The following is a 19,984-nucleotide window of genomic DNA, read 5'->3' as shown; positions in this document are numbered from 1 at the left end:
ATAAAGGAGTGTCAGTATTTGACCGCGTTTATTTCCAGTGTTTTTGGTGTTCTTGAAATTTTGATTCTAATCGCAATCGGCTATTTTCTGACAGCACGCGGGTGGTTTAATGACCATTCAAGTAAAATCATTGCCAAAGTTGTCACCCAAGTTGCTTTGCCAGCCTACATGATTGTCACGATTGCTTCAAAATTCACGGCGCCAATGTTGCTGCGACTCTTGCCAGATTTGTTTTTCCCAGTCCTTTCCATGATGATCCTATTTGCCTTATCATTTCTGGTTTGCTACTTATTGAAGGTGCCACATGCACGTAAGGGTACCTTTAAGTCAATGTTTTTTAACTCCAACACAGTTTTTATCGGCTTGCCTGTCAACTTAGCCTTATTTGGGCCAAGTAGTCTGCCATATGTGTTGGTCTACTACATGGCCAACACCACCATTTTTTGGACCATCGGCGTTTACCTTATTCAAGGTGACGGCCCGCGCCCAGCTAAATTTGATTTGAAAAAGGCACTTGGAAAAGTGTTCTCACCACCGTTACTCGGTTTTATGTTAGGGATTGTGCTTGTGCTTTTAAAAATCAAATTGCCGACTTTCTTGATGGCCGATCTGACTTATGTCGGTGCCTTAACTGTTCCCGGCTCCATGTTCTTCATTGGCATTGCTTTGCATCAAGCAGGCTGGGGTAAATTAAGAATCAGCAAAGAAGCTTTGGGTATTTTCAGTGGCCGCTTCCTCTTTGCACCGTTACTCATGACGGCGCTTGTCGCCTTCGCCCCTGTCCCAACTTTGATGAAACAAATCTTTATTTTGCAATCTTGCATGCCGGTCATGACCAATGCGCCTGTTGTTGCCAAACTGTACGATGCGGATTCCGATTACGCTGCTATCATGGTCACCGAAACAACGCTGCTTTCGATGATCGTGATCCCAATCGTGATGACTTGCATCCAGTTCATTCACTAGGAGTTGCTGTCGAATGAAAAAGCGCTATCTGCTACTAGCAGCAATCTTGATCTTATCAGGCTGCTCACAAACTACCTCAACCCCAAAAAAGACAACATCATCATCGAGCGCAACATCACAATCGCACACGGTCAAAAAAGCTGTTCCGAAAGCGACCTTAGGTACATTGGTTGGCCATGCGTTCGTCCAAACAAAAGATGCTACCAAAGCAATTCGAGTCACCTCATCCACCAGCGGCTACTATCTTGAAACATTAGCCAATCGAGATGGTGTCTTTGAAAGTACTGATAGTGGTATTTTTGCTGCTGATTTGACCCTCAAAGGCCGAATCTTCACCTTCACTGGTAAAGCGCAGCCGCAAGCCTCTGCTAATACGATACAATTTCAATTAACAAAAACCGGTAACTTAAAGCAGTTGCCCGATGGTCCCGTTTATAAAAAGGTGCCACAAGACGATCTCGATCGCCTCGCCCAACAAAACCAATAAAGTGTCTGAGCAAAAAGACATCAGCCGTGATCCTATATTTTGTGGGATCACAGCTGATGTCTCTTTTGTTGATGGTACATTTTTAATTGGATTTAAGTTGCCATGCCTAGTCATTCACGACTTCAAATGGTTAAACTAATGCCGGCCGATATAAACTCACAACGATGCCAAGAATCGTTACATCCGGGAAAAACATATCATCCATACTGTCATTTTCAGGATGTAACCGAATGCCGTTCTTTTCTTTATAAAATCGCTTGACAGTGGCTTCATCTTCCTCAGTCATTGCAACAACAATCTGCCCATTCTCGGCGTCATTCTGCTTCTTGACAATAATCTGGTCACCATCTAAAATGCCGATTTTGATCATTGAATTACCTTGAACTCGCAACATGAATAATTCGTCAGCGGCATACGGAAGATCGTCTGGTACCGGAAAATAATCATCGATATTTTCGATGGCCGTAATCGGGACCCCTGCAGCAACTGTGCCGACGATCGGAATACCGTGATCCTGAACGCCAATGAAGTCACGTCCGGCTGAGGTCACTTCAAGCGTCCGCGGCTTCGCTGGATCCTTAGCAATAAGTCCCGCCGCCAACAATTTCTCCAAGTACGCTGCCACCGTGCTTGACGAACTTAGACCGACTGATTTGCCGATTTCGCGAACCGTGGGCGGGTACCCATGATCCTCGATTGCATCATAGATTGATTGTAAAATTTGTTTCCAACGTTTCTGACTTGCTTGTGTTGGCATCCGCTCACCGCCTCAGTTCTAATTGATTACACAAAGCATACCAAAGCGAACGAACGTTTGCAATGATTTTATGCCTAAATAGCAAAAAAGTCCACAGATAAAAAGCATCTGTGGACCTCATCCTTAAATTAATTATGCAATAATGGCATCTTATGCATCTGACGCCGATCACATCTGCTTTTGATGACCGCGTAGAAGAAACTCAAGAAAATATCAAGCGCGATTAACAAAATGCCGGCTGTCGCAAAGTTGCTGAATAACAGCAAGGTTGCCACGAGGGTCAGAGTAATTAATGTCCATTTTGCGCCCCGTAGGATTGTCATGTGGGGTCACTCCTCTCCGTATCGGATAAACCGACATATACTCACCGTTTTGGTTGTGACTCTAATCATACCCAATTTTTGAGTTTTGTAAAGCCTTTGTATACATAAAATTTACATTTGATGCCTTTATTTAGGGTTTTTAAAGATTTGTAACGATTATTCCATGTTGTTTGTAAATTTTATGTAATCTTTTTTAACATCAAATCAATCCGCTTTTAACACGGCTATCCTCGAAATATGACCATGAGTCGAGTATCATTAATGGTACAGAGCGTGAACAGGCACGTTTAGAAACCGGAGCATAAGTGGCCTCCAACCTAAATGGCCGGGCTTGGGTCATTTGGGTTGGGAGGTCCTTATGTGCAGGTTTCTGTGCCTGTGAACGCGTTTTAATGAGCGTGAACAGGGCCCTGCCGCAAATCTGGCTAGTCACTCTCATCGTTTGTTATTGTCATGAAGCTTATACATCCAACAGGTATCACAATTGTAGAGGAGGGTACCCCCTTGAAACATACCGACTCGTGGCTCTATCGCCGCTTTCTTAATAGCAAGTTTATGATCCTGCTAGTTGACTTGTTACTGGCATTGCTCGTGATTTTCGTTTTCACTAAAATTGCGTGGGTTTTCCAGCCAGTACTGGATTTTCTCGGGATTATCGCGCCACCGTTTATCTTTGCCGGCATTCTCTTCTACCTTACTGTCCCGATTATCAATCGATTAGAAAAATTCGGACTTCATCGTGGTTGGGCAATTGGCCTGTTATTCATTGTGCTGATCGGTTTGTTGGCGTGGGGATTGTTGCGTTTCATTCCGGCAGTAAGCAATCAAATTACCAGTATTGTCCATTCAGCGCCGCAAATCTTTGATGAAATTGGCAAATGGTTGGATAATCTGAATGACCAGCAGAATATTCTCTCACAGCATGATCTCAATGAGATTGCAGCAGAAGTGCAAAGTTTCTTCACTGGTAAACAAGGCGCGTTCGTAACCGGCACAATTTCTCAACTACAGAACTTAATTGGCATTGTTGGTAATGTCGTCATCACCATTTCAACAGCGCCAATCATTCTTTTCTTCATGTTAAAAGACGGCGACAAATTTACGCCGATGGTACTTCATATCGTGCCAACTAAACTTCGCCGGTCAGTCAAGCAAATGTTGCATGAGATGAATGAAAAGGTCGGTTCTTATGTCCAAGGTCAAATCACCGTTGCCTTGTGCGTTGCCGTGATGTTCATGGTCGGCTATTCAGTGATCGGTTTACGTTATGGTCTTATCTTCGGCTTATTGGCATGCCCACTGAATTTGATCCCATACTTTGGCTCAGCCTTGGCGATGATTCCGCCGCTTATCATGGGTGCCCTAACCTCTCCGCGAATGATTTTAGCTGTCATCATCGTCTTTTTCATTGAATGGCTCATCGAAACACAAGTCATCTCACCGCTTGTGATGGGGAGTAAACTTGAATTACATCCCATCACCATTGTCGTCGTGTTGTTAACAGCAGGTAATCTATTCGGCTTAGTCGGCGTTATTCTTGGCATTCCAGGATTCGCCGTGTTGAAGATCGTGGTCACCCGCTTCTTCAGTTGGTATCAACAGGTTTCCGGGCTCTATGAAGCCGAGCATGCCACAGATGACACGAAGCAAAAAGGAGTTCCTCATGAATAATTTTAATGTTTTTCTGATCGGCCTTGACGTCATCCTGATGGCGCTTGCCGGTTACTATCTTTATTGGCAAAGTAAAATTCAAGTTGCTTCTCGTTACGCTGTCACCCAGCTGATGTGGGCAGTTTTCCTAGGCTTTTGGTTTATGACCACTCGGGTCGACAATTTGCCTTACATTGTCTTCATCTCAATCTTTTTGGTTTTGTCGATCATGGCTGGTACCGGTGGATTGGCGCCAACGCGCTTAATCGCGAATGGTATTCTGGCGCGCGTTATTCCTTACGCGAACATGTCCAGCATCACGTTGACGCCGGTTAGTTTGCCTAATGGTCAGGAATGGGTTGTTGCCGTTTTCGCTCTTAGCAAACGGCGCATGGTTCGCCTGACTTTCCAAGCAAGTCTTCAAAACTTTATGACGGAACTCACGAAAGTTTTGCCAAAAACAGTGCCTGTGACTGTCCAACGCATGAACTAGCGATGCAATAACAAATAGCGTTTGCCCCAAGTTGTTACCATCAGCAAGTATCGACAAAAAACTCCCTGAAAATTTTCAGGGAGTTTTCATTTACTTTCACTAGGCTTATACCCTATTCATCTGACTCTTTTAGCAACTTACTCATCGATTTTTCTAATGGCCAGCAATGCGACAATCGCCAGAGCGACCCCTGCTCCTGCCACCAACATCTGCCATGGTGCCGTGGTATCTAAGAAGAAATAATCAATCAGGGTCAACATCAATGCCGCAAAAAGTAGATCGACCCAGAATCGGCGCCAGCGCGTGGTCGCTGCCGTGTCTAAAATCAGGACAATGCCAATCAATGCTGACAAAACAAGTCCAAAAGAAATCGTGGCAATCGTGCCAATGGTATCTGTTGGCCGCATCGTATACCAGGCAAAGAGCGCAAATCCTACTGCTGCCAACAGCAAGACAATGACAACACCGATCAATTCGCGCTTAGTACCAAGTTTTTTCACTATGCAGCCTCCTTAAATGTGATCTTCGACTTAGAAACACTGCCGCGTCACACGCTGTCTTCATCATGGTGACCGGTAGTATGACAATCAATGGTTCATAACCTGCAGATTCATCAACCGCCAACTGTGCCAACACCATACTGTTCCTTGCAATATCTTGCACATTTTACCAAAAAAAACCGGAACTTCCAACTATTCGTGGAAAAAGGTTACAATCACAGTAGGTCTTTATTTACAGAAAGGGCGATTTCGATGACACAAAATCTTGCAATTGGCTTTACAGAAGGGTTGCCAATCACGGCACCCAACAGTCTTCAACAGTTCAAGCTGCCAATGCCGCAGCCCCAGTCAGGCGAAGTGATCGTGGCTGTTGCCGGGGTCTCCGTCAATCCTGTTGATACGAAACGCCGACAAGTTGCTGGAAAGCATCAAACACCGCAAATTCAAGGCTATGATGCAGTCGGGACGATTACACAGATCGGTGCCAATGTCACCAGCTTCAAGCCTGGTGATCGCGTCATCTATGCTGGTACAACACACCGTCCCGGCAGTAATCAGCAATATCAGGCAGTTGATGCCCGCTTACTCGCTGCCGCGCCAGCTGATGCCCCAGATGCCGATCTTGCCGCGCTGCCACTTGTCGGTTTAACCGCATGGGAATTACTCTTCGAAAAAATGGGCTTTATCCCCGAATTCAATGCTAATAAAGGACAACACTTGTTAGTCATCAACGGTGCTGGCGGCGTTGGCTCCATGCTTTGTCAATTAGCTCGTTGGAGCGGTTTAACCGTCCTAGCAACTAGCAGTCCAAAAAATCATCCTTGGCTGCTTGATCACGGCGTTGCAACACCACTGGATTACCATCAGGATTTGATTGCCCAAGTCCAACGTGCCGGCTTGCAAACAGTCGACGGTATCGCGTTGCTTTATCAACCAGAACCTTACTTGGCAGCAGCCAGTCAGCTGATTCGTGCCTTTGGCCACATAGGCTGTATTGTTGGCCCACAAACTGGTTTAGACTTGGCCGTTGTTAAAGATAAAGCTGCCAGTTTTGATTATGAGTACATGTTTGCCAAAACCGACTTTGATTATCACGTGGCTTCTCAAGGTGCTATTCTGAGCCGTCTAGTCTCACTCTATCAGGACCATCAAATCAAGGCATCAGTGACCAAGCATTTTGACACCATCTCGGTTGACACCCTCAAGAATGCGACTGCCCTAGTTGAAGGTGGCCATGAAGTGGGCAAGGTTGTTTTGACTGGCCCGTTTGCTTAATACCGCTCACGACCATCAAAAAAGCTAAACTGCCGATAACCATCACAAGCAGTTTAGCTTTATTTGCGGAAACCTAAGGCGTGCTGTAAGGCGATCTTGGCTCCTTCAGAGTTCAGCTGACCCGGATCATAAATGATCGTGCCGTTACCCATGTAATAGTGAAATTGCTGTAACACGGTACGATTGGTCACCGTGCGCAAGCGCAACTCATCATTAACAGCATCAAGAAGTTGTTCGCTCCATGTTTTGCTCATCATTTCCGGAATATCCCGCTCAGTGACGTAACCCTTATCCATAATCGCATCCGCACCTTCTTGCTTTTGTGTTCGCGTCACGGTGTTCTCCGATTGTTCTGCCATCGTAATCCTCCTTAATCTGCTTGTTTTCAGAAAATTTTTAGAGCCGCTTATCCGCGGTCTGTCGCCTTCTTGATTCTATCACACCCAGACACATGCCTTGGGTTTAGACTAATTTAGTGTTATGGTTATTTTTATCCAAAAAGGAGGCGTTATGAATGCGCGTTGACACCGGAAAGTATCCTGAAGGGGTTGACCCCGTTCGAGTGAAACGACTCAAGTTATTGAGTAAAGTCGCGACATTCACCTGTATTTTAATGTATGTTTCTTATATTCCCGAAATCATCGCCAACTTCTCCGGGAATCCGGTTAATCCGATTCAACCACTGGTTGCGATGATCAATGCCACTTTGTGGACCTTCTATGGTTGGACTAAAACATACAAAGACTGGCCGATTATCATCTCAAATATGCCCGGTATTCTGTTCGGGCTGGTGACTTTCATCACAGTTTTCATCCACTAATAAGCCGCTATTCGACAACACCTTCATCTTAGATGAGGGTGTTTTTTACTTTACCTGATAGAGTAATCGTGCTAGTATTACTTCAACAGATGCAGTACTGATGTAAAGCACTTTGAAACGTGCTTTGCATCAGTCCATAACGATAGAGGGAGGTCATGCTGTGATTAGCAGTGACGCCATGCGTGGGTATAATGATGCGCTCATTCTTGCGATTTTACAGCAAGGCGATTCCTACGGCTATAAAATTGGCAAAGAAATTCGTGAGCGCACAGATGGTCAATACCTCATTCGAGAAACAACCCTTTACGCCGTCTTTAACCGACTTAGCAAAAATGGCTACATCGATGATTACCCAGGGGATGTCACCAATGGCAAGCCCCGCACTTATTATCGCATTACCCCAAGCGGCCGTAATTTTCTTGCTGTTAAAGCAGCCGAATGGGAACGTGTCAAAACCGTTGTCGATCCATTCTTAAAACAGCCGCTAACGAATCTTTAACCTTGGAGGAATCGCCCATGGATACCATCACCACCTACCTAGATAGTCTTTTTGCTTCCTTACCTGATAATGACAAAACCCGACAAGCCAAAGCCGATATGCTCGCTAACATGCGTGATTATTACCGTGATTTGTTGCGCGAAGGTAAAAGCGAAGAAGCCGCTATTGGTGCTGTCATCAGCGCGTTTGGCTCAATTGACGAGCTACGGGCTGATCTGGGAATGCCAGCACAAGCAACGGCGACAACAACACAGTCGGACCCCACCGACGCTGAGGAGGAAGCCGATGAAGATGCGATTACTGAAACCGAACTTCGCAGCTTCTGGCACATGGCCGATCAGTTTGCCACCCAAATTGCCCTTGGTGTTTTGCTTTGCGCCGTCAGTATCGCCTTGCCTGCCTACACAGGCGGGGGCCGCTGGGAAGGATTCGGTGTGATTGGCATGTTTCTGCTTGCTGCACTTGCAGTTGGTCTGTTCATCTGGGGCGGCACCGTCTTCAGCCAGCAAAAAAAGCAGCTTAATGACCGGCCGATCACAGCCAGTGCCAAACAGCTAGCCAACAAGACCACCGGGGAATACACCCGGCAATTTGCCGCTGGGTTGATTGCTGGTATTATGATCTGCATCGGCTCTCTCATCCCACCCATCATTTCTGCCTACATTCCTGGTTTTATCAGTGAAAATGCTGGCGGAGCGCTATTTCTAGCAATTGCTGGCCTAGGCAGCTACCTGATCATCTATGTCTCCATCAATTATTCTCAGCTAAAACGTTATGCTTACGCGACAACTGCGGCAAATTCAACTGCTTGGTACCATGGTACTGATGACGATGCCGCTAATTATTGGGAACAGCCACACAAGCATCATCAGAACACCCGAGCACGCCAAGATATAGCACTTTTTCACCAAGTCTATTGGCCGACTGTGCTTATCATCTATCTTCTTGTCAGCTTTCTACTCCACGGATGGGCATACTCTTGGCTCATTTTCATCATTGGCGGTGTCATGCAAAACATCATTACTGCCGTCATCGCACGCCGGGACTATTCAGAATAAAGCGTTTCGATTCATTGTGCAAGTCCGTCACGGCAGCTTTTCTTCTCTGATATTCACAGGCATGCCTCTTTACAGCAGACCGGAAGTTCAGTACAATGAACCTTGTGTTTTGGGTCCATAGCTCAGTTGGGAGAGCGCCTGCTTCGCATGTAGGAGGTCGACGGTTCAAGTCCGTTTGGATCCATTTTATATCAGCTTTCATGGCGGGTCTTTAGCTCAGTTGGGAGAGCGCCTGCATGGCATGCAGGAGGTCGACGGTTCAAGTCCGTTAAGATCCATGAGTGATTTTCTTCTGGCAATTAGCTTCACTGAACATCAAACTTGCGCTCATAGCCTAAAAGGAATAGTCAACATTTCTTGCTGGGCAGGCAGTGTTGATTTCGAAAAACGCCAGCGACAGTTAGACAATTTCGTCTACTGTCGCTGGCATTTTTTGTTGTTAGCATTTGCCAAAACAATCATCATCTTTTCCCTGAAACAAAAAAATGCCCAACCCTTATCAGGTGGACATTTTCTCTGATTATGCAAAAGTGGTTTTAATCTGCATCTGCTTGACGTCGGCCATCGTTTGACAACCGGTTAGCTGCATGGCGATGTTGATTTCCATCTTCATGTGATCGGCTACCGCCTTGACGCCTTCCCAGCCGCCGAGGGCTAAGCCATAACTGAATGGCCGGCCGATGCCGACAAGATCGGCGCCGAGGGCCAAGGCCTTCAGGACATGGGTGCCGCGTTGAACGCCACCATCAAAGATAATTGGTACGCGATGATCAACTGCAGCCGCAATTGCTGGTAAGGCTTCAATCGCACCTGGCGCACCATCTAGTTGGCGGCCACCGTGGTTGGAAACATAGATGCCAGCTGCACCAGCTGTGATCGCCGCAACCGCATCATCAGGATGCTGAATGCCTTTGACAATAATTGGCAGCCCTGAATAAGAGGCCAACTTATCGATGGTTGCAAGATCCAGTTTCTGCATGGATTCTTTAAACAAACCGCCAGCGCCAACTCCCTGCTGCCCAGTATTGTAACCTTCAAGATTAGCTAAGCGGCCTTTGAGATGATAATGATTCATCACGTCTTTTTCCCGATAGCCGCCAAGTGTCGAATCGGCCGTCAGAATGATCGCCAATGCGCCTGCTTGTTTTGCCTGATCTAACAAATATTGGCAATACGACCAATCTTTTGGCATGTAAAGTTGGAACATATAAGGGGCACCGTCGCTGACCGCAGCAGTTTCCGCAATTGTCTTGGAAGCAAAGGTGCTTTGCGACATCATAATACCGGCTTCTTTTGCGCCTTTTGCTAAGCCCAATTCACCGCTTGGATGTGCCAGCGTGTTCCCGGCGATCGGCGCAGTTAACAGCGGTGATGCCAGTCTTGCTCCCATAAAGGTCGTACTTTGATCCGGCTTCTCCACTCCTTGGAGCACGCGCGGGAGCATTGTACATCTGTAAAAGCGGTGGTGTTGCGGCGCATGGTGTAACCATCGTCAGAGCCTTCGCTGATATAGCCAAATTCGCCACGGCCAAGAATTTTCTCCGCACGCGCCTCCAAACTGGCTAAATCCAACACATCAATCGCATCAACTTTGCCGAATGGATCGGTCTCTACTGCATCGACCATCGTAAACTTCCTCTCTATTTCTAAAAAATTAAACGTGCCCACTCATCTCGGACAGTTTGTGCCGTCATATTAGTCCAAATAGTCAATCAGCTGCTTCACATCATAGCGATCAGTATGAATCGGCTTCTCAGCTGCCTTACCAATAGCCACTGCCATAACTGGCACAAAACGTTTTGGATCAAGTCCCAATGTTGGAATAATCGTCTTGAAGTCGTAACCGGACCACGGATTGGCATCAAAGCCATGTGCCCGCGCCGTCAGCAGCAGTTGCATGCCAACCATGGCGCCATCGATGGTGGCATCTAATGTCAGAAATTCAGGTGAAGCATTTTCATATAATGGCAGGAAGGTATTGAAAATCTGGTCCAACTTTTCCTTGCTGATTTTGCCGTCTTCATAAACCTTGGTCCAAACATCACGATAAACTTCATGAGACTGCGTATCGCCGGCGATGAAGATGATGGCAGAACTGGAGTCAATCTGCGGATAGTTGAATTTCATGGCAGACTTTTTCAATTTTTCTTTGCCTTCTGGTGTATCAATAATGACAAAGTGCCACGACTGCAAGTTGCAGGCAGATAGGGCGGTGGTAGCTTCTTTAATCATTTCCTGAAGCTCATCGCGACTGATTTTAACTGATGGATCGAACACCCGAACTGAATGACGATCAAACATCACGTCTGCGAAGTCATTATTAGTTATTTTTTTTGTTGCTACTGTTTCTGTCATTTTTTTTGCCTCATTTCTTAATATCAATATTAACCGTTTTCAATCAAATAATATAGGTCGTTGCCAGCGGATTCATCATGCTGCGATCGTAGCGTCCGGTGATCAAATAAGGGGCGGTTTTATCGGCATCGACTTGTTCCAGATGCAAAGTGTTGAACATGGTCGAAGTCGCAAAATGATACCACATCGCACCAAGCGGCCTGAGCACTGGCAATTCACCGAATGGATCATCTTCAGTTGATGCAAGTTGAATCGACAGTTTCCCTGGCTCAACTCGATCAGCTAACGACTTCATCTGCGTGGCGACCAGCTCAACATTTTCAAAGTGGTTCGCACCTTGTTTATCCTGTACAAGATCATGGGTGAAGAAGAAACTGTTCATTTCGGATTCTTTGTTTAAGGCAAATTGGCTGCCAAATGTTTGCAAAATGGAAGGATCATTGACATCCCCGGCTTCCCAATCAACCGAAAGCAGCGTCTTGCCGTGACGTTCCACCGTGGCACTGGCACTGTTGTCATTGCGCCGCAGTTCGATGTGATCGGCGAGCTTCTTAGGAATACCTGCACCTTCACGACCTGCCACCAAGCCGGCTTCAGCACCAGGGCCATGCAGGAGCAAGGTTAGTGGATAGGAACCCATCATTTTGTCTTTGTAGCTAACAAGGGCAAATAGCGTTTGTTCCAGATAAGGTCCGCCAAACGACGGCTTACCCATGTGGACGACGTAGCCACACACAACTGGTGCAACCAACTTCAACGGTGCCGGAATCAATTTGGCCAAGGCGTCTGGATCCGTGGCATAGGCAAAACTGATCCCTTCTTGATCATTCATACTTGGTAAATTCAGAAAGTTCTTCACGTCTTCTTGACTCACAACATAACTCGACATTTTTGACGCTCCTTTTTTGTGAACGCTCGCCAGCGCGGTTGAGGCACTGATTCGCGTGTTATCGAAAGTAACTAACTACATAATCCCATCCATCACATGAACATCTGGTGCACCATTTTTGACGATCCGATTGACCCGATCCAAAATCAATGGGTTGAACTGTGGGTGGGTCAAAATGTAGAACTGATCTTCTTCAAGTGCTTTGAAAACCGTCGCCGCAATCGTATCAAGTGGCATACCGTTGGTGATCACATATTTGGCAAACTGTTGACCTTTCAGGAAAGCCTCGCTTTGATAGTAAGGATCACTTGGATCGCTGTATTGCTTTGGACGATGTTCTTCAGTGTGATAAAGATCCGTCTGAACAAAACCTGGGCACATCACATGCATTTCAATATCAGCACCGGCCCGCTGCAGGTCATAAGCAGTTGCTTCACTCATACCGACGCTGGCAAACTTGCTGGCGTGATATGCAGGCATGCCTGGGGTATCGACCAAGCCAGCGATCGAAGCGACGTTCAAAATCGCCCCGTGCGTTTTTTGCGCCATCATAATTGGAATAATCCGCTTCATCGCATAAACCTGACTCATCACATTGACGTGCATGATCCATTCCCAATCACGGGTTGGTAATTCCCACATACGTCCTGGCAAAGCAATCCCTGCATCATTGATCAGCAGATCGATTTGCTTAAATGTTTGAAGTGTCTGATCAATAGCTGCGTTGACTTCGTCTTCTTTGGTAACATCAGTCGGAATCATCACAGCATCCGCCCCTGTTGCCACAACGATTTGATAAGTTTCATTCAAAGCCGGCTTGTCGATATCGACTAAGGCGAGCTTCATCCCCCGTTTTGCCCCTTCTTCAGCAATGACCCGACCAAATCCGTGGGCGGCCCCGGTGATGAACATGACCTTGTCCTTAAAATCCTTCATAATTGCTTGCCTCCTATGTGGCGTGAATCCGCACACGCAGTCATTCATGTGTGTGCTTATTCACAATTTCGAATACACCTTTACGATAGCGCTTTCAAAACGTATGATGAAGGTACAGTTTGCACATGAATGAACAAATAAATTTGTATGTTTTTGCTAATTGACACGTGCCACCTTCACGTCACCTTCGAGGATAAATAATGAAATTAAATACTTTGCTCCAACGACTTGACCAAACAGTCCCATTAGCCTTTGATACCAGTCTCCAAAACCCCGAAATAACAAGCCTGCAATTTGACGATGATACGACTTTTTCGCCACATCCGACCTCACTGTATCTTGCTGTATCTGCTGATCAAACGATTACTTTGAAAGGATCTGTTGGCAAGACTGCACAACTGTCCCTGTGTGCTCAAACGCAGCTAAAAAACGAGTCGCAACTTGCTCAACTATTCGATCGGGCTGGTTGTCTTTTGACGTCCGAAACAAGTTTACAAGCACAGGTTAATCAGCTTGCTATTAAAGCGATCACAGAGGACTTCGACACGATTCTTAATCAAGCCGCCCGGACATTAGGTAATCCCTTGATTGTTCTTGATCTTGTCGGGCAACCTGTGGCGCAATCCACGCAAGCGCCGGCCATTAGTGACTTGACAGCGCCAGCTATTACCTCTGTCCAGGTCCAACAGGCATTGAAAAAATTCAGACCCGCTAAAGACTTGATCCCGCAAGTTATTCTCATTCAGCAATCACAGCTGCCCTTGCTGCTTTTATGTCTGCCATTGGCCTATCGCAACAATGCCCTAGGCTACCTCGTCATGCCAGCCTGCGTCAGACCGCTCACCGCTGAACAAACTGCCTTCTTCAAAGCCGAAGCCAAAATCATCACCAGCTCCTTGATCAAAAACCGGATGATGCCGACCGCCGCCTCAAAACGCGATCAACTGCTCACCATGCTGCTTACCGAACAACAAAGTGGTACCTTTGCCGCTCAGTTTGCGAAAGAACATGCAACATTGCCAACAAGCATGGTTTTGATTAAGGGTGAGCCTCGTGCTGGACAATCTTTGGCAGCGTTGAAAGAGCGACTAAAGTATTTATTAACCCCGCTTTTCTCACAAACTTTGATCACACTTTATCATCATCAATGTCTAGCCTTAGTTTCTGTCGACTTACCAACTTACAACAACCCTGAATTTAAAGCTAATTTAGCGACCATTGCCGATCGTGCCAACTGTCGTTTGATCGTTTCGAATCAATATACGCGGCCTGAAGATACCATCGCTGCCTATGCCGTCTGCAGTCGTACTGCGAAGCTTAAATCTCAACCAACTCACGTCACCATGTGTGAGGATGCCTTCTTTGACTTAATGCTGGCACAGGTCGATCATGCCGAAATTTTGCCATTTTTCATCAATCCGGCGGTTAAGGCATTGATGGATCATGATGCTGAAAATAAAACTGAGTTGTTACCGACACTGGACGCTTATCTTGAATCTGGTGAAAACCTCACCCACACTGCCAGGCAACTTTTCATTCACTTAAACACGTTGCGCTACCGGCTCAAGCACATCAGTGACATTACTGGAATTGATTTAAAAGATGCTGAAACTTGTTTCAAACTTGGCGCAAGTTTTAAGGTGCGTCGATATTTGAATCACAATAAACTCACTTTCACCCGATAATTTGATGGCTTTAACGTCATTTTGCCTGCGAGACAAATCAGTTGCTTTTAACGCCAAATCAGCCTATGTTAACGGCGAAAGGAGCTGATCCTATGCAAATTCATTTTGATGAAGGTGCCACTGAAAAAATCCAACCGCATCTAGGCGATGACAAAAAGTTGCTGCTTACGTTTGAAGATGGGGTGGGTCCTTATTCGCAGCATGCGATGATCCATATGCAGGTCCAGTTCTCACTTAACGTCGTAAAAGCTAGCGATCCGGCAACGGATTATGACACTGAAATTGACAGTAACCTTGGTCCAATTCTGATCAAGGGTTATTCGCAAGAAGATTTGAATGCCCACATGAATGTCCACTTTAACAAAACGCTGAATACCTTAGTTTTGAGTGGTGACGGCGGTGATATTGATACCAATATGGGCTTTATTGACTTCACCGAAGCCAATGGTGTTCGAAATAACCCTGCTCGCTAACTGCTATTTTCAAGAAACGTAATCTCGGGGCATTCTTAACAACTCGTAACAGAAAAGCCGCGTCAAAAATCACAATTGATTTTTGACGCGGCTTTTTTTATGTTCTTTGGTTTGATCAACGCATACGCGGCTTATTTGGGAAGGTCGCGATGAAAAGTGCGCCATGAGGATGGACATCCTTGACTTCAATATGCCCGTGATGCATGGTCACAATCCACCGAGCAATTGCTAAACCAAGTCCACTACCACCTGTTTGGCGACTACGCGAGGCATCTTCTCGATAAAAACGTTCAAAAACGCGAGCTTTATCAGCATCCGCAATACTCGGCCCAGAATTGCCAACCTGCAACTGCCAATCACGTGGTGTCTGTGTCACTTCAACCCAGATAGAATCACCCGCCTGTGTATATTTAAAGGCATTGTCCAGTAAAATCACTAACAGTTGTTTCATCCTCGCCGTGTCAAACAATGCATGACCGGCCTTGGGTAACGTTGTTGTGAAGGACTTCTGCTGACTGACAGCAATATCTTGATAAGAAGACAGCTGTGGTTCAAAGGCCTTTTCAAAAGGTTGATCAACCAATTCAATTTCGATGGTGTTGCTATCGGCTTTGGCAATTGTTAGCAGATCATCGGTCAGCTGACGCAAGCGTTTCGTCTCACCTAACGAAGTCGCAATTGCCTCACTTTCGTCAATGATGGTCGCTTGTGGTTTCGTCAGCAGGGCTTCCTGCTTGCTTTGAATCACGGCAAGTGGCGCCCGCAACTCGTGTGCTGCGTCGGCAACGAAATCCTGTTGCCGCTGCCATGACCGGACAATTGGCCGCATAGCACGTGTGGACAACCAGTATGACAAGCCGAGTGCCAATGCCCAAAAAAGAATAATGGTGACAATCAGAACCTGCCGAAATGATCGAATCGCTGCTTCCTGTGCATCGGTATTTTGCAAAATTAACACATAGTGACCGGCATACTGAGGATCTGCGCTGTATTTAGGTGCTTTGATTAATAGCGTCCGGAATGTTCCAGTTGATGTGGTCAATGTCTGTAACTTGTTTTGCGCTGATCGATCCAGTTTTAAATTTTTAAAGTAAGCATAAAACCGCTCACCAAGCATGGCCTGATTAATGATGCGGCCTTTTTGGTTAAAGACCACCATGTTGGTCCGGAAAGGTGCTGGGTGAGTTACTCTCGTACCGGGTTGCTGCGGACCAAGCTTTGTCGTTTCTTCGTTTGGATTAAGAATCATTGCTTGTTGCTGCTCTAAGGTGTGATCAATGTCTTGATAAATTGAGCGCTCATATAAGAAAAAAACAATGATACCTAATACCACAAACAAGCCCGCAAAGCTCAACAGTTGCCCGATGAATAAGCGACGTTGCTGATGTTTAATACCTTTTTCTGCGTTCATTCACTGCCCTCCGGCTCCTGAAAAATATAGCCAACGTTGCGAATCGTTTTGATCCAATGCTCAACTTTTAGCGGTTTTAATTTTTTGCGCAGGTTGGACATGTAAACCTCCACCACGCTGACAGCTGTTTCAGAATCAAATCCCCACAAACGATCAAAAATCTGATCTTTGGTGATAATTGTTTTCTGATTTTGTAATAGATAAACCAACAGATCGAATTCTTTACCGTTCAAGGCCACTGGTTGATCGTTGATGAGCACCTCATGACTCGTCACATGTACCACAAAAGGACCAGCAGTTAAGCCGTCATCGTCAAAGAAGTGACCGGTTCGCTTTAACAACGCCTTCAAACGCATAATGAGTTCTTCACGATGAAACGGCTTCGTCAGATAATCATCTCCGCCAAGTTCAAACCCGTGCAATTTATCGGTCAGCGCATCTTTGGCTGTCAAAATCAATACAGGCGTTTTAATTTGCTTTGCCCGCAACTTCTTGAGTACGTCAAAACCATTTAATTCTGGCAACATAATGTCCAAAATAATGGCATCAAAAATACCTTCCTCGGCCAAATACAGACCATCAGCACCGTTTAAGGCGGCTTCTGGGTCGGCAAATGCGCGGATAAAATCAGTAATACTCTCGTTTAAATCCGGATCGTCTTCGATCACAAGAATTCTCGGTTTAACTGTCATGTTCTGCCCCACTTATTTGTTGGTAACCTTATATCTGCTGGTCTGACCATATCATGATAACCATAAAGCCATCTTAAGAAATAGAATGCCCGACTTTAAGGTTAATTTATGCTGTAACTCTCATAATGATCCCATTCACCAAGAAGGGAGCGGTTTGATGCGTCAAAAGCTGAAACAATTCATCGGCTTCGGCTTGGTCGGTGGGGTCAATACCATTTTAACCTATCTCATTTACTTGACATTATATCAGCTGATCAACCCGACAGCCGCCATGGGGGTTGGCTACGGGCTGACATCCATTTTTGGCCTATTTCTTAATGACACATGGGTGTTCAAGGCAAAGGATCGACGCCAACTCAAAACGGTGGCACCGCGTTATTATCTCTCCTATGGCCTGACCTTCATTCTAAGTTTAGTTTTGACAAGTTTTTGGAATGATTTCTTACGACTACCCAAGCCGCTTGCACCTATGTTCGCATTGATGATCACTGTCCCAACGAACTTCCTTTTAAGCAAGTTCTGGGTATTTCGAGAAAAGGGAGTTGCTGCACATGAAAAAAATTAAACAGTGGACCGTTGATTGGTGGTTTATTGGCATTCTGACCCTAGCCGCCTTTCTATATGCTTGGAATATTTGGGAAGCCGGTAACGCTAACGACTACTACACCGCCGCTATTACCAGTATGATTCAAAGCTGGCATAACTTCTGGTATGGTGCCTTCGATCCCGCCGGCTTCATCACCGTTGATAAACCGCCAGTTGCCTTGTGGTTCATGGCTATTTCGGCAAAAATTTTTGGCGTACATGGTTGGTCCGTTGTTTTGCCATCCATTCTTTTCGGGATTGGCAGCGTCGCCTTGATCTACAACATGATCAAACCGCGCTTTAACATTTGGGCAGCACGGCTTGCTGCGTTGGCGTTAACGCTGACACCGATCGTTGTTGCTGATTCACGAACGAATAATATGGATGCAACCCTTCAGTTCTTCCTCTTACTCGCCAGTTGGTGCCTCATGAAGGCCATTAGCAATCGCAAACCATGGCTCGTTGTTGTGAGGTTCGCGCTGATCGGCGTCTCTTTTAACATCAAGATGCTACAGGCGTTTATGATTCTGCCGGCTTTGCTCTTATTCTTCTGGCTGGCTTCCAATCAGAAACTTTGGCGGCGCCTAGGCACCTTGGCTATTGCCTTGGTTGCTATGGCCGTCACCACCCTCGCTTGGCCAATACAGGTGGATTCAACCGCCACTAGTCAACGGCCTTACGTTGGCAGTTCGGAAACTAACTCTGAATTGGAGCTGGCTTTTGGCTACAACGGCACTGAACGATTACTCGGACAAACCACAGGAACTGGTGCTGCCTTCCCTGGTATGGGTACCAAATCCAAGACCGGCTCCACTGGCACTGCTGGCACCCCGCCACCCGGTGCTAAAGGCACGGCGCCGGGTGGCACGACTGCTAGGAAACCAACTGGAACGCCTGGTGCCGGCAACACAGGCAAAACACCACCTGCCGGAACAAAAATGCCCGGCACTAAGACTGGCGCGGCTGGGAAGCAACCCGCTGTGACGACCGAAAGAGGCGCTGGTACAGGTCGCAAAATGCCTGCCAACTTCAAAAAAGGGACGTTTAAGGGCGGTACACGTGGTCGTCAAGGCAGTCAACGTGGCGGTGCTGGTGGTGCTTTCTCCATCGGGACAGTCGGTCCATTACGCCTATTGCAATCTGATTTAGGTCCACAAATCAGTTGGCTTCTGCCAGCTGCAATCATTGGCTTCATCAGTGCCTTTGCCTACTATTTGGACCGCAAACGGAAATGGTACCAGACAACCATTCAACAAAATCACTTGCTCTTTTGGCTTGGATGGCTCATCCCCGTTGCTGGCTTCTTCTCCATCGCCAGCTTCTTCCATCCTTATTACATGATCATGTTGGCACCACCAATTGCCGCCTTATTCGGCATCGGAACTGTCACTATGTTCAAACAATTCAAAACCGATCTGAAACATTGGCAAGCATGGCTTTTGCCAATCGCAATCGTGGTCACCACAGGCTTGCAGGCTTGGTATGTCAGTCTCTATTATCAATGGCAGCCATTCTTAGTCATCGCTGGCGGCCTGCTCGGTTTGATACTTCTGTTCATCGGCCGCACTAAAGCATGGCGTAAAACAGCGTTAGGCGTTGCCATCGCAGCAATCATGGCCGCACCAGCATTCTGGTCCTTAACGCCAACAATAGCTGGTTCCTCGGCTGGTATTCCTTCTGCCGGTCCATCACTGCTCTCCTCTAGCGGTAACGGTGGACTCGGCAACGGCACAGCAGATTCTGGCTTGTTAAAGTATGTTGAAAAACATCAAGGCAATGCCAAATACCTGTTTGCAACCAGCAACGCCAGCACTGCAGCCCCGTATATCATCAAATCTGGCAAAGCGGTCATGGCCATTGGCGGCTTTAACGGGACTGATCCAGCTATCACCCTGAAACAGTTCAAAGCGCTTGTTAAAAAGGGCGATATGAAGTATTACCTTTCCTCTGGCCGCTCAGGCAATTCGAAGATTGAAGCTTGGGTCACCAAAGTCGGCAAAAAGGTTGCCGCAAGTCAATATGGCGGCACTTCATCGTCCAGCACGCAAGGCTTTGGCAGCCGAGGCGGCATGGGCGGCGGCACCTTGTATGAACTCGATGCCAGCATGGTGAAATAAAGCGTCTTGATCT

At 46.5% G+C, this 19,984-nt stretch carries 21 protein-coding genes, 2 tRNA genes and 1 pseudogene; 14 read left to right on the top strand and 10 right to left on the bottom strand.

The window, feature by feature from the left end:
• Nucleotides 1-18: 18 nt before the first annotated feature.
• Together AC07KQ_RS03645 and AC07KQ_RS03640 are read left to right on the top strand one after the other, a co-directional pair.
• Nucleotides 19-966 carry an AEC family transporter gene (locus AC07KQ_RS03645; protein ID WP_003563875.1) on the top strand — a complete coding sequence of 316 codons (948 nt, stop codon included), beginning with the start codon at nt 19-21 and terminating at the stop codon, nt 964-966.
• A 13-nt stretch (nt 967-979) separates the two neighbouring features.
• Nucleotides 980-1,453, top strand: a complete 474-nt coding sequence (locus tag AC07KQ_RS03640; protein ID WP_003563874.1) for a hypothetical protein — start codon at nt 980-982, stop codon at nt 1,451-1,453.
• Nucleotides 1,454-1,583: 130 nt separating this feature from the next.
• Here AC07KQ_RS03640 and lexA read toward each other — a convergent pair whose 3' ends face one another.
• Nucleotides 1,584-2,210, bottom strand: a complete 627-nt coding sequence (gene lexA / locus AC07KQ_RS03635; RefSeq protein WP_003563873.1) for a transcriptional repressor LexA — start codon at nt 2,208-2,210, stop codon at nt 1,584-1,586.
• Nucleotides 2,211-2,338: 128 nt separating this feature from the next.
• Nucleotides 2,339-2,533: a hypothetical protein gene (locus tag AC07KQ_RS03630; RefSeq protein ID WP_003563872.1), complete on the bottom strand. Its 195-nt coding sequence runs from the start codon at nt 2,531-2,533 to the stop codon at nt 2,339-2,341.
• A gap of 504 nt (nt 2,534-3,037) precedes the next feature.
• Here AC07KQ_RS03630 and AC07KQ_RS03625 point away from each other — a divergent pair.
• Nucleotides 3,038-4,204 (top strand): AI-2E family transporter, encoded by a 1,167-nt coding sequence (locus AC07KQ_RS03625; protein ID WP_003563871.1) that lies wholly within the window; start codon nt 3,038-3,040, stop codon nt 4,202-4,204.
• Nucleotides 4,197-4,676, top strand: coding sequence for a hypothetical protein (locus tag AC07KQ_RS03620; protein ID WP_003563860.1), 480 nt, complete (start codon nt 4,197-4,199; stop codon nt 4,674-4,676). Before AC07KQ_RS03625 ends, AC07KQ_RS03620 begins: the two co-directional genes overlap by 8 nt.
• A gap of 137 nt (nt 4,677-4,813) precedes the next feature.
• Here AC07KQ_RS03620 and AC07KQ_RS03615 read toward each other — a convergent pair whose 3' ends face one another.
• Nucleotides 4,814-5,176 carry a hypothetical protein gene (locus tag AC07KQ_RS03615; protein ID WP_003563857.1) on the bottom strand — a complete coding sequence of 121 codons (363 nt, stop codon included), beginning with the start codon at nt 5,174-5,176 and terminating at the stop codon, nt 4,814-4,816.
• A gap of 252 nt (nt 5,177-5,428) precedes the next feature.
• Here AC07KQ_RS03615 and AC07KQ_RS03610 point away from each other — a divergent pair, with 252 nt between their 5' ends.
• The gene (locus AC07KQ_RS03610) at nt 5,429-6,451 is read left to right on the top strand and encodes an alcohol dehydrogenase catalytic domain-containing protein (RefSeq protein ID WP_003563854.1); all 1,023 of its coding nucleotides are present in this window, start codon (nt 5,429-5,431) and stop codon (nt 6,449-6,451) included.
• A 59-nt stretch (nt 6,452-6,510) separates the two neighbouring features.
• Here AC07KQ_RS03610 and AC07KQ_RS03605 read toward each other — a convergent pair whose 3' ends face one another.
• Entirely contained in the window at nt 6,511-6,810 is a 300-nt protein-coding gene (locus AC07KQ_RS03605; RefSeq protein WP_003563851.1) for a hypothetical protein, read from the bottom strand.
• A 155-nt stretch (nt 6,811-6,965) separates the two neighbouring features.
• Here AC07KQ_RS03605 and AC07KQ_RS03600 point away from each other — a divergent pair, with 155 nt between their 5' ends.
• The 5 genes from AC07KQ_RS03600 to AC07KQ_RS03580 all read left to right on the top strand — a co-directional run bounded on the left by AC07KQ_RS03600 (nt 6,966) and on the right by AC07KQ_RS03580 (nt 9,106).
• On the top strand, nt 6,966-7,271 hold the full coding sequence (locus AC07KQ_RS03600; RefSeq protein ID WP_003563849.1) for a SemiSWEET family transporter: 306 nt from the start codon (nt 6,966-6,968) through the stop codon (nt 7,269-7,271).
• Nucleotides 7,272-7,431: 160 nt separating this feature from the next.
• Nucleotides 7,432-7,770, top strand: a complete 339-nt coding sequence (locus AC07KQ_RS03595) for a PadR family transcriptional regulator (RefSeq protein ID WP_003563847.1) — start codon at nt 7,432-7,434, stop codon at nt 7,768-7,770.
• A gap of 17 nt (nt 7,771-7,787) precedes the next feature.
• On the top strand, nt 7,788-8,828 hold the full coding sequence (locus tag AC07KQ_RS03590) for a permease prefix domain 1-containing protein (protein WP_003563844.1): 1,041 nt from the start codon (nt 7,788-7,790) through the stop codon (nt 8,826-8,828).
• Nucleotides 8,829-8,939: 111 nt separating this feature from the next.
• A tRNA-Ala gene (locus AC07KQ_RS03585) sits at nt 8,940-9,012 on the top strand.
• A 21-nt stretch (nt 9,013-9,033) separates the two neighbouring features.
• Nucleotides 9,034-9,106 (top strand) — tRNA-Ala (locus AC07KQ_RS03580).
• A gap of 242 nt (nt 9,107-9,348) precedes the next feature.
• Here AC07KQ_RS03580 and AC07KQ_RS03575 read toward each other — a convergent pair.
• From AC07KQ_RS03575 to AC07KQ_RS03560, 4 genes and pseudogenes are all read right to left on the bottom strand, one after another.
• A pseudogene (locus tag AC07KQ_RS03575) lies at nt 9,349-10,454 on the bottom strand (alpha-hydroxy-acid oxidizing protein).
• A gap of 69 nt (nt 10,455-10,523) precedes the next feature.
• The gene (locus AC07KQ_RS03570; RefSeq protein ID WP_480156617.1) at nt 10,524-11,183 is read right to left on the bottom strand and encodes a nitroreductase family protein; all 660 of its coding nucleotides are present in this window, start codon (nt 11,181-11,183) and stop codon (nt 10,524-10,526) included.
• 43 nt (nt 11,184-11,226) lie between these two features.
• Entirely contained in the window at nt 11,227-12,072 is an 846-nt protein-coding gene (locus AC07KQ_RS03565; RefSeq protein WP_003563826.1) for an acetoacetate decarboxylase family protein, read from the bottom strand.
• Nucleotides 12,073-12,147: 75 nt separating this feature from the next.
• Entirely contained in the window at nt 12,148-13,008 is an 861-nt protein-coding gene (locus tag AC07KQ_RS03560) for an SDR family NAD(P)-dependent oxidoreductase (protein WP_003563824.1), read from the bottom strand.
• Nucleotides 13,009-13,208: 200 nt separating this feature from the next.
• Between AC07KQ_RS03560 and AC07KQ_RS03555 the strand changes: the two genes are divergently transcribed.
• Complete coding sequence (locus AC07KQ_RS03555; protein ID WP_003563823.1) at nt 13,209-14,693, top strand: PucR family transcriptional regulator; 1,485 nt, start codon at nt 13,209-13,211, stop codon at nt 14,691-14,693.
• 92 nt (nt 14,694-14,785) lie between these two features.
• Nucleotides 14,786-15,166, top strand: coding sequence for an iron-sulfur cluster biosynthesis family protein (locus AC07KQ_RS03550; protein WP_003563820.1), 381 nt, complete (start codon nt 14,786-14,788; stop codon nt 15,164-15,166).
• Between the two features lie 115 nt (nt 15,167-15,281).
• On the opposite strand, the gene AC07KQ_RS03545 is transcribed toward AC07KQ_RS03550, so the two are convergent.
• Together AC07KQ_RS03545 and AC07KQ_RS03540 are read right to left on the bottom strand one after the other, a co-directional pair.
• Nucleotides 15,282-16,577 (bottom strand): sensor histidine kinase, encoded by a 1,296-nt coding sequence (locus AC07KQ_RS03545; RefSeq protein ID WP_003563815.1) that lies wholly within the window; start codon nt 16,575-16,577, stop codon nt 15,282-15,284.
• A complete protein-coding gene (locus AC07KQ_RS03540) occupies nt 16,574-17,269 on the bottom strand; it encodes a response regulator transcription factor (protein ID WP_003563812.1) in 696 nt (231 codons plus the stop codon). Before AC07KQ_RS03540 ends, AC07KQ_RS03545 begins: the two co-directional genes overlap by 4 nt.
• 157 nt (nt 17,270-17,426) lie before the next feature.
• Here AC07KQ_RS03540 and AC07KQ_RS03535 point away from each other — a divergent pair, with 157 nt between their 5' ends.
• Complete coding sequence (locus AC07KQ_RS03535) at nt 17,427-17,834, top strand: GtrA family protein (RefSeq protein WP_003563810.1); 408 nt, start codon at nt 17,427-17,429, stop codon at nt 17,832-17,834.
• A complete protein-coding gene (locus tag AC07KQ_RS03530; RefSeq protein ID WP_480156616.1) occupies nt 17,821-19,971 on the top strand; it encodes an ArnT family glycosyltransferase in 2,151 nt (716 codons plus the stop codon). The genes AC07KQ_RS03535 and AC07KQ_RS03530 overlap by 14 nt, the downstream gene beginning before the upstream one ends.
• Nucleotides 19,972-19,984 lie beyond the last annotated feature (13 nt).

Source organism: Lacticaseibacillus sp. YLM2-1, from assembly GCF_056583465.1.
Note: the sequence above shows the minus strand (reverse complement) of the source record. Positions and strands in the feature narration are given on the sequence as shown.

What these genes read in the sequence shown, in the direction of transcription:
- AC07KQ_RS03565 (WP_003563826.1), bottom strand. Translation starts at nt 12,072, where the DNA reads ATGTCGAGTTATGTTGTGAGTCAAGAAGACGTGAAGAACTTTCTGAAT.
- AC07KQ_RS03535 (WP_003563810.1), top strand. Translation starts at nt 17,427, where the DNA reads ATGCGTCAAAAGCTGAAACAATTCATCGGCTTCGGCTTGGTCGGTGGG.
- AC07KQ_RS03610 (WP_003563854.1), top strand. Translation starts at nt 5,429, where the DNA reads ATGACACAAAATCTTGCAATTGGCTTTACAGAAGGGTTGCCAATCACG.
- AC07KQ_RS03545 (WP_003563815.1), bottom strand. Translation starts at nt 16,577, where the DNA reads ATGAACGCAGAAAAAGGTATTAAACATCAGCAACGTCGCTTATTCATC.
- AC07KQ_RS03560 (WP_003563824.1), bottom strand. Translation starts at nt 13,008, where the DNA reads ATGAAGGATTTTAAGGACAAGGTCATGTTCATCACCGGGGCCGCCCAC.
- lexA (WP_003563873.1), bottom strand. Translation starts at nt 2,210, where the DNA reads ATGCCAACACAAGCAAGTCAGAAACGTTGGAAACAAATTTTACAATCA.
- AC07KQ_RS03570 (WP_480156617.1), bottom strand. Translation starts at nt 11,183, where the DNA reads ATGACAGAAACAGTAGCAACAAAAAAAATAACTAATAATGACTTCGCA.
- AC07KQ_RS03540 (WP_003563812.1), bottom strand. Translation starts at nt 17,269, where the DNA reads ATGACAGTTAAACCGAGAATTCTTGTGATCGAAGACGATCCGGATTTA.
- AC07KQ_RS03555 (WP_003563823.1), top strand. Translation starts at nt 13,209, where the DNA reads ATGAAATTAAATACTTTGCTCCAACGACTTGACCAAACAGTCCCATTA.
- AC07KQ_RS03630 (WP_003563872.1), bottom strand. Translation starts at nt 2,533, where the DNA reads ATGACAATCCTACGGGGCGCAAAATGGACATTAATTACTCTGACCCTC.
- AC07KQ_RS03620 (WP_003563860.1), top strand. Translation starts at nt 4,197, where the DNA reads ATGAATAATTTTAATGTTTTTCTGATCGGCCTTGACGTCATCCTGATG.
- AC07KQ_RS03605 (WP_003563851.1), bottom strand. Translation starts at nt 6,810, where the DNA reads ATGGCAGAACAATCGGAGAACACCGTGACGCGAACACAAAAGCAAGAA.
- AC07KQ_RS03530 (WP_480156616.1), top strand. Translation starts at nt 17,821, where the DNA reads ATGAAAAAAATTAAACAGTGGACCGTTGATTGGTGGTTTATTGGCATT.
- AC07KQ_RS03640 (WP_003563874.1), top strand. Translation starts at nt 980, where the DNA reads ATGAAAAAGCGCTATCTGCTACTAGCAGCAATCTTGATCTTATCAGGC.
- AC07KQ_RS03600 (WP_003563849.1), top strand. Translation starts at nt 6,966, where the DNA reads ATGCGCGTTGACACCGGAAAGTATCCTGAAGGGGTTGACCCCGTTCGA.
- AC07KQ_RS03550 (WP_003563820.1), top strand. Translation starts at nt 14,786, where the DNA reads ATGCAAATTCATTTTGATGAAGGTGCCACTGAAAAAATCCAACCGCAT.
- AC07KQ_RS03590 (WP_003563844.1), top strand. Translation starts at nt 7,788, where the DNA reads ATGGATACCATCACCACCTACCTAGATAGTCTTTTTGCTTCCTTACCT.